The sequence below is a fragment of the Kocuria aegyptia genome (assembly GCF_039530085.1).
In the GTDB taxonomy this organism is placed as follows: Bacteria; Actinomycetota; Actinomycetes; order Actinomycetales; family Micrococcaceae; genus Kocuria; species Kocuria aegyptia.
Window position 1 is genome coordinate 188,800 of sequence record NZ_BAAAOA010000046.1, and the last position, 17,430, is coordinate 206,229.

The window sequence follows — 17,430 nt, forward strand, 5'->3', positions numbered from 1 at the left end:
GGACTAGGATGGATTCCCGGCCCGGGCGCCCCGCCCGGGGCCGGACAACAGATGGAGAGCAGCATGGCAGCCCGGTCGACCCTTCCTCCCGTGGTCCAGGAGTCGACCCCTGCGCTCATCGCCAGGGTCCTGCGCGAGGCCATCGCCGACGGGCGGTTCCCGCCCGGGAGCCAGCTGGTGGAGCAGGAGCTGGCCAGGGAGCTCAACGTGAGCCGCGGACCCCTGCGCGAGGCCATGCAGCGTCTCACGCAGGAGGGCCTGCTCGTGGGTCACCGCAACCGCGGCCTGTTCGTGATGGAGCTGACCGAGGACGCGGTCCGGGACATGTACCTCGCCCGGGAGGCCGTGGAGTGCGCCGCCGTGCGCCGGATCGTGGCCACGGGCACCGGGTCCCGGGCCGCCGAGGCCCTCGCCGTGCCGCTGGCCGAGATGCGGGACGCCGCCCCGGAGCCGAACGGGCGCGCGATGTCGGAGGCGGACCTGCACTTCCACGAGCTGCTCGTGGAGCTCGCCGGCAGCCCCCGGCTGCTGAACATGCACCGGACGCTGCTCACCCAGATCCGGATGTCCCTGACCGGCATGCAGGGCACCTACGAGTCCGCCGACGCCCGCCTCCGGGAGCACGTCGAGATCGTCGAGGCGCTCGACGCGCAGGACGCGGACCGTGCGGACGCCCTGCTGCGGGCCCACATGCAGGACGGCCTCGAACGGGTCCTGGGCGCCTGAGCACCGTTCCCCTGCCCCGGGGGACAGTAGCCCACGCCCCTGCCGCGAGCCACTGTCCCGCGCCACTGTCCCGCGACCCTGTCCCGCGCCGGGCGGCGAGCCGTCAGGACGTGCCGGGCTCGGTGTCGCCGCCGGGACCGTCGCCGGGACCGTCGCCGCGGTCGTCGGCGTCCCGGCGGCCTCGGCGGCTCCGGTGCCCGTCGGCGTCCGGGTGCCCTGTGCCGGGGTGCCCTGTGCCGTTCCGGCGGCCGGGCCGGCGCGGGCGCCAGGTCGGGCGCGGCCAGTCCCGCTTGGGCAGGCGCACGTTCCACTCGCCCGCCCCGGGCAGCCGCCACCCGCGGCGCCGGGCCACCACGGTGACCGTGGCCGCCGTGAGGATCGCCCCGGCCATGCCCCAGTTGGGGTGGCCCAAGCCGTGCAGCACCGCCATCTCGGCGCTGCCGATCACCGCGCCGGTGGCGTAGAGGGTGTTGCCGCCGAAGATCATGGGCACCCGCCCCACCGCGATGTCGCGGATCATCCCGCCGCCCACGGCGGTGGTCACCCCGATCATCACGGCCGGCAGCCAGGTCAGTCCCACGTCGAGGGCCTTGCCCGTGCCCGTGGCCGCCCAGCAGCCCAGGGCCAGGGCGTCGGCCACGACCAGCACGCGGTTGGTCCACTTCCCCCGGAGCCGGAGGAAGAACGCGATCGTGGCGCCGGCGATCGCCGTGATCAGGTACGCGGGGTTCGTCAGGGCCACGGGGAAGCCGACCTGCAGGAGGGTGTCGCGCAGCAGGCCTCCGCCGAGCGCGGAGACGAGGGCCAAGAAGGCGAAGCCGACGGGGTCCATCCTCAGCTGGCGCGCCACCGCCCCGCCCAGGATGCCGTTGGTCAGCACGCCGATCAGGTCCACGACGTCGAACACCGCGCTCGGGTCCAGGTCCTCCACAGCCACCACGTCCCCGCCCACCTCCTCCACGGCCCGCCGACGCCCGAGGGTAGCACCGGGGCGTCAGCGCGACCTCGGTGGCCGGTCCGGGGCCACGGGGCACGGACGCCCGGAGGGGGCCGCAGACGGGCCCGCCCCGGGCCGGGACGAACGGTCCTGAGGGGCCCGGCGGACCGGTGGGTCAGAGGAAGGGGCGCAGCGGCACCAGGACGGTCTCGGCGAACCAGGCCGCGGGGTGCCGCTCGTCCCACTGGTCGGCGGTCAGCTCCCGGCAGTTCTCGCTGTCGGCGGCGAAGACCTCCTCCATGTCCGCGGCGACGTCCTCGTCGTGGATTTCCAGGTTCGTCTCGTAGTTGAAGCCCAGGCTCAACCGGTCGATGTTGGCGGTGCCGACGATCGACCACTGCCCGTCGATGGTCGCCGTCTTGGCGTGGATCATCGCGTGCCGGTAGAGCAGCACCGTGATGTCCGCGGCCAGCAGCGTGGAGTAGAAACCGCGGGAGAGCCAGTCCGCCAGGACGTGGTTGGAGTCCTCGGGCAGGATGACGCGCACGTCCACGCCCCGCCGGGAGGCCTCGATCAGGGCGGAGAGGATCTGCTGGTCGGGGATGAAGTAGGCGGTGGTCAGGTAGATGTGGTCCGTGGCCCGGTGGATCGCGTCCAGGTAGACGCTGCGGATCGGGTACACCAGGCTGGCCGGGATGTTGTTGATGGCGCGCACCCGGGAGTCCCACGAGCCCGGGTTCACGTGCGGCAGCTTCGGCCGCCGCGCCGAGGGGTGGTTCCACACCGCGGCGAAGGAGTGGCCGAGCTCGAAGGCTGCCGGCCCGGTGAGCCGGACATGGGTGTCCCGCCACTGCGTGGCGTAGAGCGAGCCGATGTTGTAGCCGCCCACGAACCCGATCTCGTCGTCGACGACCAGCAGCTTGCGGTGGGTCAGCCCGGTCGCCTGCAACGGGCTCAGCAGCAGACGCGGGCGCAGGACGGGGAACCGGAAGACGTGCACGTCCGGGTGGAAGCGGTAGAAGCCGCGGGGCACCACGAGGTTGCCGAAACCGTCGTACATCACGTGCACCTCGACGCCGCGGGCGGCGGCGTCGTTGACGGCATCCAGGAACTCGCGGCCGACTTCGTCGTCCTTCCAGATGAAGGTCTCCAGCTGCACCCGGTGCTGGGCGCCCCGGATCGCGGCGAGCATGTCCCGGAAGAGGTCCTCCCCGTAGGTGTAGACCGTGGTGCCGGTCTCCGCGACCGTGTGCTCGAACGTGCCCGGGCGCGGGAACCCGGAGCGCCGCGAGCGGCTCCGGCGCTGGACCGCGTCGGTGGCCACCAGCGTGGCCACCACCGCCGCCTGCACGCCCACCATGCCCAGGACGGAGCGGACGGCGAACGAACGGAGCAGACGGGGCCCGGAGGAACGAGTCATTCTCATCCGGGAAGCCTACCCGCGCGAGCCTCCCGGTGCCGGTCCTCCCGGCGCCGCGGGCGGCGGAGGCGGCCGGGGCGAACCGGCGCGGGCAGGAGCGCAGGGGGTCACAATGATGCATGTTTCCCGGTGGATCTGGAAAATGGGGGCAAGAGCTGAGCCGATGCCGGGTGAGGCCCGTGCGGAAGGTGGTGTCGGCTCATGGGCGGGGTGTTCCGGCACGAGCTCACGGTCTCGGACCCCACGGTGCTGTCCGCCCTGGCGGAACGGACCGGGATGCGCTTCGGGTACAGCACCGACGACCCCCGGTTCTCCTACCAGCTGTCCCGGGCCGGGGACGAGCACCTCGCAGTGTCCTCGGTGCACGTGGGCGGGGCGATGTCCCTCTGGGGGGACACCGAGGTCTTCACGGTGGCGAACGTGCGCGGCGTCCGGTACGACTGGCAGATCCGCGAGGAGTCCGGGGCCGCCGCTGCCGGCTCCTCGGTGCTGTTCCGCCCCGAGCATCCGTCCCTGGTGGTGGCCCAGGACGTGGACGTCACCCTGGTGCACCTGCCGGTGGAGCTGGTGCAGCAGACCGCCGACACCGTGTACGGGGCGAGGACCCCGGTGGCCTTCGCCGCCTCCACCTCGGCCGGCAACCGGCTGGGGCAGTACTGGTCGGGCCTGGCCCGCCACGGCGCCGGCGTCCTGGCCTCGGCGGCCTTCGACGAGCCGTTGGTGCGCTCCGAGCTCACCCGCCAGCTCGCCGTGGGACTGCTCGAGTGCTTCCCGCTCGTGGGGAACCCCGGCGAGCGCTATCTGTCCATGGAGGCCCAGGCCCGCCGGTACCGCATCGCGGTGCAGTTCCTCGACGCCCGCGCGGCGGACCCGGTCACCGTCGAGGACGCCGCCCGCGCGGCCGGGACGACCACGGGCGCACTCGTGCGCGCGTTCCAGGCCAACCATCCGCTGGCGCTGACCCCGGCCCAGTACCTGCGGCGGATCCGGGTGGACGCCGCCCACCGGGACCTGGCGGCCGGGGATCCCGGCGCGGGGGACACCGTGAAGGGCATCGCCGCCCGCTGGGGCTTCACCCACCCGGGCCGCTTCGCCCAGTACTACCGGCAGGTCTACGGCACGACGCCGCGCCACACCCTCGACCGCTGAGCCCCGCCGGCCCGCGACCGGGCCCGTGACGGGCGCCCACCGCTCAGCGGGAGAGCTCCGCCCGGGCGATGTCCAGGGCCCGGGCCAGCCGCCGGACGCCCACCTCCGTGCGCTCCGGGCTCGTGGAGGCGAAGCACAGCCGGAGGGCGTCCTGGAACCGGCCCGACGGGGACAGGGCGGGACCGGGGATGAAGGCGACGCCCTCGGCCAGGGCGATCTCGAACAGCCGGGGGGTGGCCACGGCCGCGTCGTCACCCTGCAGGGTCACCCACAGGAAGAAGCCGCCCTCGGGGGCGGTCGTGACCACCCGGGAGCCCAGGTGGCGGGCGATCGAGGCGTCCATGGCCTGCTTGCGCCGCCGGTACTCCGCGCGCAGGCCGGCCAGGTGCTCGTCGTAGCCGCCCTGGCGCACGAACCGCTCCACGATGTGCTGGTTGGGCACGTTCGTGCAGGTGTCCATGGCCTGCTTGCCGGCGATCAGCAGCCGGCGCAGCCGCGGGTCGGCGTCCACCCATCCGACGCGCAGGCCCGGGGCGAGGACCTTGGAGAAGGTCCGCACCGAGAACACGAGCGGGTCGTCCGGGCTGAGCTCGCGGAAGCCGGGGACGTCGTCGCCGGCGAAGCGCAGGCCCCCGTACGGGTCGTCGTCGAGGATCATGGCCCCCCACCGGTGCGCGAGCTCCAGCAGGCGCCGCCGGCGCGGCTCGCTCAACGTGGTGCCGGAGGGGTTCTGGAAGTTGGGGATCGTGTAGATGACCCGCGGGGTCCGGCCGGCCTCGGCCACCAGGGTCTCGAGCGCGTCCACGTCCATGCCGTCCTCGTCCATCGGGACCTCGAGGATGTCGGCGCCGTAGCTCAGCGCCGTGCCGGAGCCGTTGGTGTAGGTGGGGCTCTCGACCGCCACGAGGTCCCCGGGGTCCACGAACAGCTTGAACGCCAGGTCGAGGCCCTGCATGCCGCCGGAGGTGATGACGAGCCGCTCGGGCCGGGTCGGCTCCGGTGTCGTGGAGTGGTGGGCCACCACCGCCTCGAGCAGACCGGGCTCGCCCTCCGTGGCCCCGTACGTGAACGAGCCGGCGTCGAGGACCTCGGCGGCGATCCGCCGGAACGTTCCGGTGGGGATCACCTCCGCGGCCGGGGCGCCCATGGCGAAGCGGACGATGTCGTGGGACTGGGCCGCGAGCAGGGACGTCGAGGAGTCGATGACCGACCCCACGAGCCCGTCCGCCCGGCGGGCCAGGGGCAGCAGGCCCCGCGCGGGGTCGCCGCCCACCCCCGCGGTGGGGCGGGTGGGCAGGCTGTCCACGGTGGTGAGGGACGTGGCGGTGATGGTCATGGCGTCACTTCCTGATGAGGGCTCGGGGGAAAGAAGTCAGGGACTCCGTCCCGGTGGCGGTGATGCGGATGGACTCGGAGACCTCGTAGCCGTACCCGGTCATCCACATCCCGCAGATGAGGTGGAACGTCATGTTCTCGGCGAGCACGCTCTCGTCCTCCGAGCGGATGCTGATGGTGCGCTCCCCCCAGTCGGGCGGATAGCCGATGCCCACGGAGTAGCCGAGCCGGCTGGGCTTCTCGAGCCCGAACTCCGCGAGCGCCCAGTTCCAGGTGCTCGCGAGCTCGCGTACCGGGACGCCCGCGGCGGTGACGTCGAGCACGGCCTCGAGCCCGGAGGCCACGGCCTCCTCGAGCAGGCCCAGCTCGGCCGTGGGCGGACCCAGCATGACCGTGCGGGCCAGCGGCACGTGGTAGCGCCGGTGCACCCCCGCCAGCTCCACCACGACGGCGTCGCCCTCCCGCAGCACCCGGTCCGACCACGTGAGGTGCGGGGTGTCGGCGGAGGCCCCGGTGGGCAGCATCGGGACCATCGCCGGGAAGTCGCCCCACGCGTCGTCGACCCCCTCGACCTGGGCCCGGGCGATCTGCGCCGCGACGCGGTGCTGCGGGACCCCGGGCTCGATCGCGTCGATCGCGGCCTGCATCGCGGCCGTCGTGACGCGGGCGGCCGTGCGCAGGTACTGGAGCTCCGCCGGGGACTTCACGGCGCGCACCCAGTTCACCAGGTCGAAGGCGTCCACGAGGGTCCACTCCGGCAACGCGTTGACGAGCGAGCGGTAGCCCTTCGGGGAGAAGAAGTGGGAGTCCATCTCCAGGCCCACGCACCCCCGGGCGGCCGGGGCGATCCGGCCGCGGCGGCGCAGGGCGAAGGCCACCCAGTCGAAGGGGTGCAGGTGCGGTCGGTGCACGTAGCGCTCGGGGTAGCCGACGACCTGCTCGGGGTGCAGCCGGGCCGTGCGGAACGCGCCGTTGGCGTCCATCTCCCGCAGGAACAGCAGCAGCTCGCCCTCCGCGGGCACGAACAGCAGCTGCGGGGTGTAGAAGGACCAGGCGTCGTAGCCCGTCAGGTAGAACATGTTCGCGGGGTCGGTCACGAGCAGCGCGCTCAGCCCCTGCTCCGCCATCTTCTCCCGCACCGCGCGCAGCCGGGCGGCGTACTCCTCGTCGGGGAACAGCGCGGGGCGGACGTCCGGGTCGGCCACGGTGTCATCGGCCACGGTGTCATCGGCCACGGGGCACCGCCGTGTACTTCGTCTCGAGGAACTCCTCGATCCCCGCGCGGCCGCCCTCGCGGCCGAGGCCCGAGGCCTTGATCCCGCCGAAGGGCGCCGCCGGGTTGGAGACCAGTCCCGTGTTGACCCCGACCATGCCGACCTCGAGGGCCTCGCTGACGCGGAAGCTGCGGTCCACGTCGCGGGTGAAGAGGTAGCCCACGAGCCCCCACGGGGTGTCGTTGGCCCACTCGAGCACCTGCTCCTCGGAGTCGAACGGCACCACGGGCGCCACCGGCCCGAAGATCTCCTGGGACATCAGCGCGGCGTCGGGGCTGACCCCGGACAGGACGGTGGGGGCGTAGAACCAGCCCCGGCCCCCGGGCCGGCGGCCCCCGCACCGCACGCTCGCGCCCCGGGCCAGGGCGTCGTCCACGAGCTCCTCGACCTTGGCCAGGGCCTTCTCCTCGACCAGGGGGCCCACCTGGGTGCCCTCGGCCACGCCGTGGCCCACGGTGAGGGAGCCCATGCGCTCGGCGAGGCGCGCGGAGAACTCCTCGGCCACGGAGCGGTGGACGAACAGGCGGTTGGCGGCGGTGCAGGCCTCGCCCATGTTGCGCATCTTGGCGGTCATCGCCGCCTCGACCGCCACGTCGAGGTCGGCGTCCTCGAACACGATGAAGGGGGCGTTGCCGCCCAGCTCCATGGACGAGCGCATGACGTGCTGGGCCGCCTGCTCGAGCAGACGGACGCCCACCTCGGTGGAGCCGGTGAAGGAGATCTTGCGGGCGATCCCGGAGGACATCCAGGGCCCCACCACCGAGGAGGCCTTCGAGGTGCACACGACGTTGAGCACCCCCGCCGGCAGGCCGGCCTCGACCAGGACGTCCGCGAGGGCCAGGGAGGACAGCGGCGTGAGGTTCGCGGGCTTGAAGACCATCGTGCAGCCGGCCGCGACGGCCGGGCCGATCTTGCGGGTGCCCATGGCCAGCGGGAAGTTCCACGGGGTGACCAGCACGCAGGGCCCCACCGGTTCCTTGGACACCAGGATGCGGGTCCGGCCGTCGCCCGAGACGGTCATGTCCCCGCCGATCCGCACGGCCTCCTCGGCGAACCAGCGGAAGAACTCGGCGGCGTAGGCGACCTCCCCCCGTGCCTCGGCGAGGGGCTTGCCCATCTCCGTGGACATCACCAGCGCGAGCTCGTCCTGGCGGGCCATGATCAGCTCGTAGGAGCGGCGCAGGATCTCCCCGCGCTCGCGGGGCGCGGTCCGGGCCCAGCCCTTCTGGGCCCGCCCCGCCGCCTCGATCGCGCGGGCGGCGTCCTCCGGGCCGCCGTCGGCCACCGTGGCGACGACCTCCTCCGTGGCCGGGTCCACCACGTCGAAGCGGCATCCGGAGGCGGCCTCGGTCCAGGTGCCGTCGATGAGGACCCCGGTGCTGATCCCGGCGACGGCCTCCCGGGACCGGCGCAGCACGTCGTCGGAGGCGGTGGTGGGTGCGGCGGAGGTGGTCACGGGGTGTCCTTCCGGTCGGTGCGGGCTCGGGGGCGGATCCCGGCGCGGGTGCCGTCGGCGGCACCGGGCCGGGGGTCGAGGAGCTGGGCGAGGTGCCGCCCCGGCCGATCGGGCCGCAGGTGGCGGACCTGTTCGTGGCAGGAGAAGCCGTCGGTGAGCACGGGCACGGAGGCCTCCGTCGCCCGCAGCGCCGGTGCCAGGGCCTGCTCGGCCACGGCGAGGCTGACCTCGTAGTGGCCGGCCTCGAAGCCGAAGTTCCCGGCCAGCCCGCAGCACCCGGTGGCCTCCCGGACCTCCCCGACGCCGGCTGCGGCCAGGGCCCTGCGCTGGGTCGCGGCGCCGAAGGCGGAGTACTCGTGGCAGTGGGTCTGGACCACCACGGACGGGGGCAGCGGTGTGCCGGGGGCGGGCAGCTCCCCGGCACGTGCCAGCTCGGTGACGTGCTCGGCGAAGCTGCGCACCCGGGCGGCCACCCGGCGGGCCGCGTCCGTGCGCACGAGCCCGGGCAGGTCGTGGCGCAGGGCGGCCGCGCAGGAGGGCTCGACGACGACGACGGGGCGCGCGGACCCGTCGTCGAGCGCCTCCGCCGTGCGGCGCAGGATCTTCTGCGCGGCGCCCAGCTGGCCGGTCGAGATCCACGTCAGTGCGCAGCAGGCGTCCGGTGCGCACTCCACGGGGCGCCCGGACCCGGCGAGGACGCGGGCCGCGGCCCCGGCCACCTCGGGGCGGAAGCCGCGGGTGAAGCTGTCCACGAACAGGACCGTCTCCCCGGTCCCGGTGCCGGGGCGGGCCACCCCGGCACCGGCGACCTGGCGGACCCAGCCGGCGGCCCCGGCGAAGCGCGGCACCGGCCGCTCGGGGGTCAGCCCGGCCGCCCGCAGCCCCGCCCGCAGCAGGGGACGGGTGGCGGGGCGGTCGCGCAGCGCGGCGTTGAGCAGGCGGGGGATCCGCCCGGTGAGCCCGAGCCACCGGGGCAGCCGGCCCAGGGTGTAGTGGCTGACGGGCCGGAGGCGGCCCCGGTAGAAGTGGTCGAAGAACTCGGACTTGTACGTGGCCATGTCCACGCCCGCCGGGCAGTCGGTGGCGCACGCCTTGCAGGACAGGCACAGGTCGAGGGCATCGCGCACGTCCTGGGAGCGCCATCCGGTTCCCTGGTCGGGGGCGGAGCGGACCATCTCCTGGAGCACGCGCGCCCGCCCTCGCGTGGAGTCCCGCTCGTCCAGGGTGGCGCGGTAGCTCGGGCACATCACCCCGCCCGTGTCCGCGCGGCAGCGGCCCACCCCGATGCACCCCTGCACGGCGTGCACGAAGGGGCCCTGGCGGTCCTCCCCGGCGCGCAGCTCCCCGAGCGGGAAGGAGGTCCGCCACTGCCGCTGCGGCACGCCCTCGAGGGCGAGGTCCGCGGTCAGCGCGGCCGGGTCGACGAGCACGCCGGGGTTGAGCAGCCCGTGCGGGTCCCAGGCCTGCTTGACGGCGGCGAAGGCGCCCAGCACGCGCGGGGAGTACATGAGGCCCAGCAGCTCGGAGCGGGCCCGGCCGTCCCCGTGCTCGCCGGAGAGGGACCCGCCGTGCGCGACGACGAGCCGCGCGGCGTCCTCCGTGAAGGCGCGGAACACGGCCCGCCCCTCGTCCGAGCGCAGGTCGTAGGTGATCCGGATGTGCAGGCACCCGGCGCCGAAGTGGCCGTAGACCACGCCGTCGAGGCCGTGCTCCCCGAGCAGCGCCCGGAGATCGGACAGGTAGCCGGCGAGCCGCTCGGGGGCCACGGCAGAGTCCTCCCAGCCGGGCCAGGACTCGCTGCGGTCCAGGGCGGCGTCCGGGGCCAGGCGGGAGGACAGACCCGCCCCGTCCTCCCGGACCCGCCACAGGGAGCTCCGCTCGACCGGGTCCGGCACGGTCCGGCCGTCGAGGGCGTGGCCCTCGCGCAGCAGCCGCTCGAGCAGGGCCTCGGCGCGCTCCGCGACCTCGGCGGGATCGTCCCCGTCGAGGTCGACGTAGAGCCAGGCGCCGCCGCGCGGCATCGCCGCGACCGCGTCCGTGCCCCGGCGCCAGCGCATCGTGGCGACGATCTTGTCGTCGATCCCCTCGACCGCGGCGGGCCGCTCCTCGAGCAGGACCGGCACGTCCCGGGCCGCCGCGACCACGTCCTCGTAGCCGAGGCACAGCAGCAGCGCGCTGCGGGGGCGGGGCACCAGGCGCATGCGGGCCCCGACGACCACGGCGCACGTGCCCTCCGAGCCGACGAGGGCACGGGCGACGTCGAAGCCGCGCTCGGGCAGCAGGTGCTGGAGGTGGTAGCCGGAGACCTGCCGCGGGATCCGGCCCAGCTCCACGCGCAGCTCGGCCAGGTGGGCGGCGGCCACGTCCCGCAGCGCCCCGCCGAGCTCCGCGGCCCGCCGGGCGGAGGCCTGGTCCGCCGGGTCGGTGGCGCGCAGCCCGCCGGGCCCGGCGGTGAGGCGGGCGCCGTCGGCGGTGACGAGGTCGAGCTCCACGGTGTGCTCGCTCGTGCGCCCGTGGCGCACCGAGTGGTTGCCGCAGGCGTCGTTGCCGATGGACCCGCCCACCGTGGCGCGGGTGCGCGAGGACGGGTCCGGGGCGAAGGTCAGCCGCCCGTCGGTGCGCCGCTCCACCTCACGGGCCAGTACGGAGAGCACCGCGCCGGCCTCGACGTCCACGGTCAGTGCGTCCTCGTCCACGGCGCCGATCCGGCGCAGGTGCCGGGAGAGGTCGAGGACGAGCCCCGCGCCCACGGCATTGCCGGCCATGGAGGTGCCGCCGCCCCGGCTGGTCACCGGCAGGCCCAGGTCCCGGCACACGGACAGCGCCGCGGCGACGTCCGCGGCGGAGCGGGGGAAGACCACGGCCCGCGGGCGCACCCGGTAGTTGGAGGCGTCGTAGGCGTACTCCGCGAGCCGGCGGGAGCCGGTGTCGGCGTCGAGACCGGCCTCGTGCAGGCGCCGGCCGAGCTCGCCGTCCGCGGCCGTCGCCGCCCCGGCCGCGGCACTGCCCACCGCCGCGCTCCCGGACCCGGTGCTTCCGGGCCCGGTGGTTCCGGACCCGGTGCGGCCGGCCGGGAAGGGGAGGGGCACGGTGCTCACGCGCTCGCCGCCGACCCGACGAGGACCTCGGCCAGGGCCGCCTCGAACCGCTCGAGGCCCGTGCGGATCTCCTGCTCGGAGACCACCAGGGCGGGGATCAGCCGCACCACGTTGCCGGCCGGCCCGCAGGTCAGGGTGAGCAGCCCGTGGCCGGTGGTGGCCTGCTGCACGGCCAGCGCCGCGGCCGCGTCCGGGGAGCCGTCCTCCCGCGCGAACTCGATACCCTGCATCAGCCCGCGGCCGCGGACGTCGCTGATCCCGGGATACCGCCGCTGCAGGGGCCGCAGCCCCTCCTGCAGCTGGTCCCCGCGGACCCGCGCGTTCTCCACCAGCCCCTCGTCGCGGACCACGTCCAGGGTGGCGCAGGCCGCCGCGGCGGCCACGGCGTTGCCGCCGTAGGTCCCGCCCTGCGAGCCCGGCCAGCCGCGCTCCATGAGCGCGGTCGGGGCCGCGATCGCGGAGATCGGGAAGCCCGAGGCGAGGCCCTTCGCGGTGATCAGCACATCGGGGAGCACATCCGCGAACTGGTGGCCCCAGAACCGCCCGGTCCGTCCCACCCCGGCCTGCACCTCGTCCAGCACCAGCAGGATCCCGTACCGGTCCGCCCGCTCCCGCAGCCCCTCGAGGAAGGCCGGCGGGGTGGGCAGGTAGCCGCCGTCGCCGAGCACGGGCTCGATGAGGAAGGCCGCGGTGTCCCGGGGTGCCGTCCGGGTCACCAGGAGGTAGTCCAGCTCCCGCAGGGCGAAGTCGACGGCCGTCCGCTCGTCCCACCCGTAGCGGAGGGCGTAGGGGAACGGGGCCATGTGCACGCCGCCCATGAGCGGGGAGAACCCGGCGGAGAACCGGGTGCCCGCGGTGGTGAGGGTCGCCGCGGCCACCGTGCGCCCGTGGAAGCCTCCCTGGAACACCACGATGTTGGGCCGGCCCGTGGCCATCCGGGCCAACCGCACCGCGGCCTCGACCGCCTCGGAGCCGGAGTTGGCGTAGAACACCGAGTCCAGGCCCGGCGGCAGCACCTCGCCCAGCTTCTCGGTGAGCTCGAGCAGCCGCGGGTGCAGCACGGTCGTGTACTGGGCGTGGATGACCCGCCCGACCTGCTCCCGGGCCGCCTCGACCACCCGGGGGTGGCAGTGGCCCGTGCTCGTCACCCCGATCCCCGTGGTGAAGTCCAGGTAGTCCCGCCCGTCCGTGCCGGTGATCCAGCACCCCCGGGCGGCGTCGACGACGACCGGGGTCGCCTGCTTCAGGAGCGGACTCAGTGAGGTCATGGCTCATCATGGGAACAGCCCGTGCCGATTGTCAACAATCGGACCGCCCCCGTAGGGTGGCCCCATGAGCACCGTGCGCGAGCCGCCCCGTGTCGTCGTGCTGACCGCCGAGGGCACGCCACCGCCCGGCAACGAGGCCGCCCTCCGCGCCCTCGCCGACGTCACGGTGGTGACGCGCGAGGGCCTCGCCGGCGCCCTCGCGGGGACCGGCGGCCGGCGCCCGGCCGAGGTGCTGCTCCTGTGGGACTTCTTCTCGGACGCCCTCGCCGGCGCGTGGGACGCCGCGGCGGGGCTGCGCTGGGTGCACGTGGCGGCAGCCGGTGTGGACGCCATGCTGTTCCCGGCGCTGCGGGCCTCCGACGTCCGGCTGACCAACGCGCACGGGGTCTTCGACCGGCCCATCGCGGAGTTCGTCCTCGCCGCGGTCCTGGCCCAGGACAAGCAGCTGCACCGCAGCAAGGCCCTGCAGCGCGAGCGCCGGTGGGTGCACCGCGAGCTGCGGCGCACCGGGGGGTCCACGGCCCTGGTCGTGGGCACCGGGGGGATCGGCCGCGAGACGGCCCGCCTGCTGCGGGCCGTGGGGATGGACGTCCGCGGCGCCGGGCGCACGGCCCGGGCGGAGGACCCCGACTTCGGGACCGTCGTCCCCTCCGCCGAACTGGCCGCGCACGCCGGGTGGGCCGACCACGTGGTGCTGGCCGCCCCGCTGACCGAGCGGACGCGCCGGATCGTGGACTCCCGGGTGCTCGCGGCGATGTCCCCGCACGCCCACCTCGTGAACGTGGGCCGGGGGGCGCTGGTGGACGAGGACGCCCTGCACGAGGCCCTCCGGGTGGGGCGTCCGGGCGCCGCGACCCTCGACGTCTTCGACACGGAGCCCCTTCCATCGGGCCACCCCTTCTGGGCGATGGACAATGTGCACGTGTCCGCGCACATGTGCGGGGACGTGGAAGGCTGGCGGGACGAGCTCGCCGCCCAGTTCGAGGACAACCTCCGGCGCTGGACGGCCGGGGAGCAGCTGGTCAACCAGGTGGACAAGGACGCCGGCTACGTCCGCTCCCGATGAGGGGGCGGGAGGGGTCCGCGGCGACGGCGCCGCGGGTCCCGTGCCGGCGGGCCACGACGAGAGGAGAGTGCGGACCATGCGCGTAGCGGTGCCCAGAGAGATCAAGCCGGCCGAGCAGCGGGTGGGCCTCGTGCCCGCCGGGGCGACCCAGCTCGTGCGGGACGGCCACGAGGTGTTCGTGGAGACCGGCGCGGGGGAGGGCTCCGGGTTCGGCGACGACGCCTACACCGCCGCGGGGGCCGAGGTGGTCGACCGGACCACGGTGTGGGAGCGGGCGGAGCTGCTGGTCAAGGTGAAGGAGCCGGCGGCCGAGGAGTACGGGTTCCTGCGCCCCGACCTCACGCTCTTCGCCTATCTGCACCTGGCCGCCGACCGGCCGCTGACCGAGGCGCTGCTCGCGGCGGGCACCACCGCCGTGGCCTTCGAGACCGTGCGCGCCGGCCGGATCCTGCCCCTGCTCCAGCCGATGTCCGAGATCGCGGGCCGGCTCGCCGCGCAGTCCGCCGCCCACCACCTGCAGTCCAACGCCGGCGGCCCCGGGCTGCTGATGGGCGGGGTCCCCGGCGTCGCCGCGGCCAAGGTGGTGGTGATCGGCGGCGGGGCCGTGGGCACCCAGGCCGCCCTGATGGCCTCGGGCCTGATGGCCGACGTCACGGTGCTGGACGCCAACGGCGCCCGGATCCGCGAGCTCACCGACCTGCTCGGGCACCGGGCCCGCGTGCTCATGAGCGACGAGCACGTGCTCGAGGACGAGATCTCCGGGGCGGACGTGGTGATCGGGGCGGTGCTCGTCCCCGGGGCGGCGGCGCCCAAGCTCGTGCGCCGCGAGCACCTCGGGATCCTGCACGACCACGCCCTGCTCGTGGACGTCGCCATCGACCAGGGCGGGTGCTTCGAGACCTCCCGCCCGACCACCTACGACGACCCGACGTTCGAGGTGGACGGCATCACCCACTACTGCGTGGCGAACATGCCCGGCGCGGTGCCGCGCACCGCGACCCGGGCCCTCGCCAACGCCACCACGCCCTATCTGCGGCGGCTGGCCCGCGGCCCGGAGCAGGCCCTGGCGGCCGACCCGGAGTTCGCGGCCGGGCTCAACACGGCCGCCGGTCGGATCCGGCACGCCGGGGTGGCGCAGGCCTTCGCGGACCTGCCGGCGCAGCTGGGCTGAGCGCCCGCGGGCGTCCCGCCGGACGACCCCGCGCCCGAGTCAGTCCGGCGCGGGGCCGTCCGCCGTGAGCAGGCGGAGCAGCCGCTCCAGCTCGACCCGGTCCTCGGGGGCCAGCCGCGAGAAGTACTCCTCGGACCCCCGGCGCCGGTCCGCCCGGACCTGCTCGCGCAGGGCGGCGCCCCGGGGCGTCAGCGCCACCAGCGTGGCGCGCCGGTCGGAGGGGTCCGGCACCCGTTCCACGAGCTCCTTGTGCTCGAGCAGGTCCACCACCTCCGTGGCGGACCGGGGGGCGATGCGCAGGGCGTCGGCCAGGTCCTTCACGCGCAGGCTGCCGGACCCGCCGCCGTGGCGGCAGTTCCCGTCCGGGCCGTGCCCCCGCCCGCCGGGGCGCCCGGCGAGGGCGTCGAGCGCCCGGAACTGGTGCGGGGTCAGCCCGAAGGGGGCCAGCTGCTCGGCCCAGCGGCGGCGCAGCCGGCGGAAGACGGCGTGCAGCAGGTCCCCCAGGCGGGCCGGATCGGGGTCGTCGTAGGGCATGGCGTCATCCTATCCCCATTGCGGGTTACCTCATAGAGAGGTAACCTCCTTAATAGTTCCCGAGGAGGATCCCATGGCGACGACCCACCGCACCGGCCGCGTCCGCACCCCGGCGCACGACGGCGGCGACGCCCCGGCCGGTCCGCCCGGTGCCGGAGGCGCCCGCACCGCCCGCCCGGACCCCGCGGACCGCAGGCAGCTCGCCCGCCACCCCGTCAGCCCGCGCCGGATCGCGGCGCTGTTCGCCCCGCACCGCGGCACGATCGTGCTCGTCGTCGTGCTCATCACCGCGTCCTCGGTCGTCAACCTCGCCCAGCCGTTCCTGGTCCGCGGCGTCATCGACGACGCCCTGCCCAGCGGCGACACCCGTCTGCTGCTGGCGCTGACCGCCTCGATGGTCGGCGTCGCGGCGCTGACCTCCGTGATCGGCGTGGTCCAGACCTGGATGGCCACCGCCATGGGCCAGCAGGTCATGCACGCGCTGCGCGTGCAGCTCTTCACCCACCTGCAGGCCCAGTCGCTGGGCTTCTTCACCCGGACCCGGGGCGGGGAGGTGCAGTCGCGGCTCACACACGACATCGCCGGGATGCAGTCCGTGGTCACCAGCTCCGCCACGGGCGTGGCGTCCAATCTCACCACCGCCGTGGCCACGGCCGCGGCCATGGTGGCGCTGTCCCCGGCGATGAGCCTCGTGTCCCTGGTGGTGCTGCCACCGGCGGTCTGGCTCTCCCGCCGCGTGGCCCTGATCCGCCGGGACGTCACCGACGAGCGCCAGCGGGAGCTCGCCGCGCTGCACACCCAGGTCGAGGAGGGGCTGTCCGTCTCGGGGGTCCGGCTCGCCAAGACCCTGGGCACCACCCCGCGGGACGCGGACCGCTTCACCGAGCGCTCCGACCGGCTCGTGGGCCTGGAGCTGCGCAGCCAGCTGGCCGGACGGTGGCGGATGGCCACCATGCAGATCGTCTTCGCCGCGATCCCCGCCGTGATCTACCTGGCCGCCGGCTTCCCGGCCACCAGCGGGGGGATGACCATCGGCACCCTGGTGGCGTTCACGGCCCTGCAGGGAACCATCTTCCGGCCCGTGATGGGCCTGCTGAACATCGGCGTGCAGTGGGTGTCCGCGCTGGCCTTCTTCAGCAGGATCTTCGAGTACCTCGACCTCGAGCCCCAGATCGTCCCGCCCGCCGCGCCCGTGCGGATGGATCCCGCCGGCGTGCGCGGCGAGGTCCGGTTCGAGGGCGTGCGCTACGCCTACGACGACGGGGCGGACGTCCTGCGGGACCTCGACCTGGTGCTGCCGCCGGGCACCACCACGGCGGTGGTCGGGCCCACCGGCTCGGGCAAGAGCACCCTCGGCTCCCTGCTGCCGCGGCTCAACGACGTCACCCGCGGCCGCGTGCGCATCGACGGCGTCGACGTGCGGGACATCGAGCCGGCGGACCTGGCCCGGATCGTGGGCGTCGTCTCCCAGGAGACCTACCTGGTGCACGCCACGGTGCGCGCGAACCTCCTGCTCGCCGATCCGGGCGCCTCCGACGCCGAGCTGTGGCGCGCCCTGGGCACCGCGCGCATCGCCGACACCGTCGCCGGGCTGCCGGACGGGCTGGACACCGTGGTCGGCGCCCGCGGCCACCGCTTCTCCGGCGGGGAGCAGCAGCGCCTGGCCATCGCCCGGACCGTGCTGCGCAATCCGCCCGTGCTGGTCCTCGACGAGGCCACCAGCGCCCTGGACAACACCACCGAGGCCCAGGTCCAGGAGGCCCTCGACCGGCTGGCGGCCGGCCGCACCACCCTGACCATCGCCCACCGGCTCTCCACGGTCGAGAACGCCGACCAGGTGGTGGTCCTCCAGGGCGGCCGCATCGTCGAACGGGGCGCGCCGGGGGAGCTGCGCTCGGCGGACGGGCCCTTCGCCCGGCTGGCCGCGCGGAGCAGCCGGGCCGGCGACCACGCCGCCGCCCCCTGACCTGCGGGAGCCCGCGTGACCACAGGGCTC

The 17,430-nt window shown here is 75.0% G+C and carries 13 protein-coding genes; 5 read left to right on the top strand and 8 right to left on the bottom strand.

What is annotated here, in order from left to right:
• Positions 1–63 precede the first annotated feature (63 nt).
• Positions 64–726, top strand: a complete 663-nt coding sequence (locus tag ABD220_RS15205; protein ID WP_344123963.1) for a GntR family transcriptional regulator — start codon at positions 64–66, stop codon at positions 724–726.
• Positions 727–829: 103 nt separating this feature from the next.
• Here ABD220_RS15205 and ABD220_RS15210 read toward each other — a convergent pair whose 3' ends face one another.
• Complete coding sequence (locus ABD220_RS15210) at positions 830–1,666, bottom strand: trimeric intracellular cation channel family protein (protein ID WP_344123965.1); 837 nt, start codon at positions 1,664–1,666, stop codon at positions 830–832.
• Positions 1,667–1,838: 172 nt separating this feature from the next.
• A complete protein-coding gene (locus tag ABD220_RS15215) occupies positions 1,839–3,083 on the bottom strand; it encodes a phospholipase D-like domain-containing protein (protein ID WP_344123967.1) in 1,245 nt (414 codons plus the stop codon).
• Positions 3,084–3,284: 201 nt separating this feature from the next.
• Between ABD220_RS15215 and ABD220_RS15220 the strand changes: the two genes are divergently transcribed.
• Positions 3,285–4,232, top strand: a complete 948-nt coding sequence (locus ABD220_RS15220; RefSeq protein WP_344123969.1) for a helix-turn-helix transcriptional regulator — start codon at positions 3,285–3,287, stop codon at positions 4,230–4,232.
• 43 nt (positions 4,233–4,275) lie between these two features.
• Here the strand turns inward: ABD220_RS15220 and ABD220_RS15225 are convergent, their stop codons facing one another.
• The 5 genes from ABD220_RS15225 to ABD220_RS15245 all read right to left on the bottom strand — a co-directional run bounded on the left by ABD220_RS15225 (position 4,276) and on the right by ABD220_RS15245 (position 12,663).
• The gene (locus ABD220_RS15225; RefSeq protein WP_344123971.1) at positions 4,276–5,568 is read right to left on the bottom strand and encodes an aminotransferase-like domain-containing protein; all 1,293 of its coding nucleotides are present in this window, start codon (positions 5,566–5,568) and stop codon (positions 4,276–4,278) included.
• A gap of 4 nt (positions 5,569–5,572) precedes the next feature.
• A complete protein-coding gene (locus ABD220_RS15230) occupies positions 5,573–6,787 on the bottom strand; it encodes a M24 family metallopeptidase (protein ID WP_425552587.1) in 1,215 nt (404 codons plus the stop codon).
• Positions 6,788–6,791: 4 nt separating this feature from the next.
• Positions 6,792–8,297 (bottom strand): NAD-dependent succinate-semialdehyde dehydrogenase, encoded by a 1,506-nt coding sequence (locus ABD220_RS15235; RefSeq protein ID WP_425552571.1) that lies wholly within the window; start codon positions 8,295–8,297, stop codon positions 6,792–6,794.
• Complete coding sequence (locus tag ABD220_RS15240; RefSeq protein ID WP_425552588.1) at positions 8,294–11,308, bottom strand: FAD-binding and (Fe-S)-binding domain-containing protein; 3,015 nt, start codon at positions 11,306–11,308, stop codon at positions 8,294–8,296. Before ABD220_RS15240 ends, ABD220_RS15235 begins: the two co-directional genes overlap by 4 nt.
• Before the next feature lie 83 nt (positions 11,309–11,391).
• On the bottom strand, positions 11,392–12,663 hold the full coding sequence (locus ABD220_RS15245; protein WP_344123977.1) for an aspartate aminotransferase family protein: 1,272 nt from the start codon (positions 12,661–12,663) through the stop codon (positions 11,392–11,394).
• 64 nt (positions 12,664–12,727) lie between these two features.
• Here ABD220_RS15245 and ABD220_RS15250 point away from each other — a divergent pair, with 64 nt between their 5' ends.
• A complete protein-coding gene (locus ABD220_RS15250; protein WP_344123979.1) occupies positions 12,728–13,729 on the top strand; it encodes a D-2-hydroxyacid dehydrogenase in 1,002 nt (333 codons plus the stop codon).
• A 76-nt stretch (positions 13,730–13,805) separates the two neighbouring features.
• Complete coding sequence (gene ald / locus ABD220_RS15255; protein WP_344123981.1) at positions 13,806–14,900, top strand: alanine dehydrogenase; 1,095 nt, start codon at positions 13,806–13,808, stop codon at positions 14,898–14,900.
• A gap of 39 nt (positions 14,901–14,939) precedes the next feature.
• On the opposite strand, the gene ABD220_RS15260 is transcribed toward ald, so the two are convergent.
• A complete protein-coding gene (locus tag ABD220_RS15260) occupies positions 14,940–15,434 on the bottom strand; it encodes a MarR family winged helix-turn-helix transcriptional regulator (protein ID WP_344123983.1) in 495 nt (164 codons plus the stop codon).
• Positions 15,435–15,507: 73 nt separating this feature from the next.
• Here ABD220_RS15260 and ABD220_RS15265 point away from each other — a divergent pair, with 73 nt between their 5' ends.
• Positions 15,508–17,400: an ABC transporter ATP-binding protein gene (locus ABD220_RS15265; RefSeq protein ID WP_344123985.1), complete on the top strand. Its 1,893-nt coding sequence runs from the start codon at positions 15,508–15,510 to the stop codon at positions 17,398–17,400.
• The last annotated feature ends 30 nt before the right edge of the window (positions 17,401–17,430 follow it).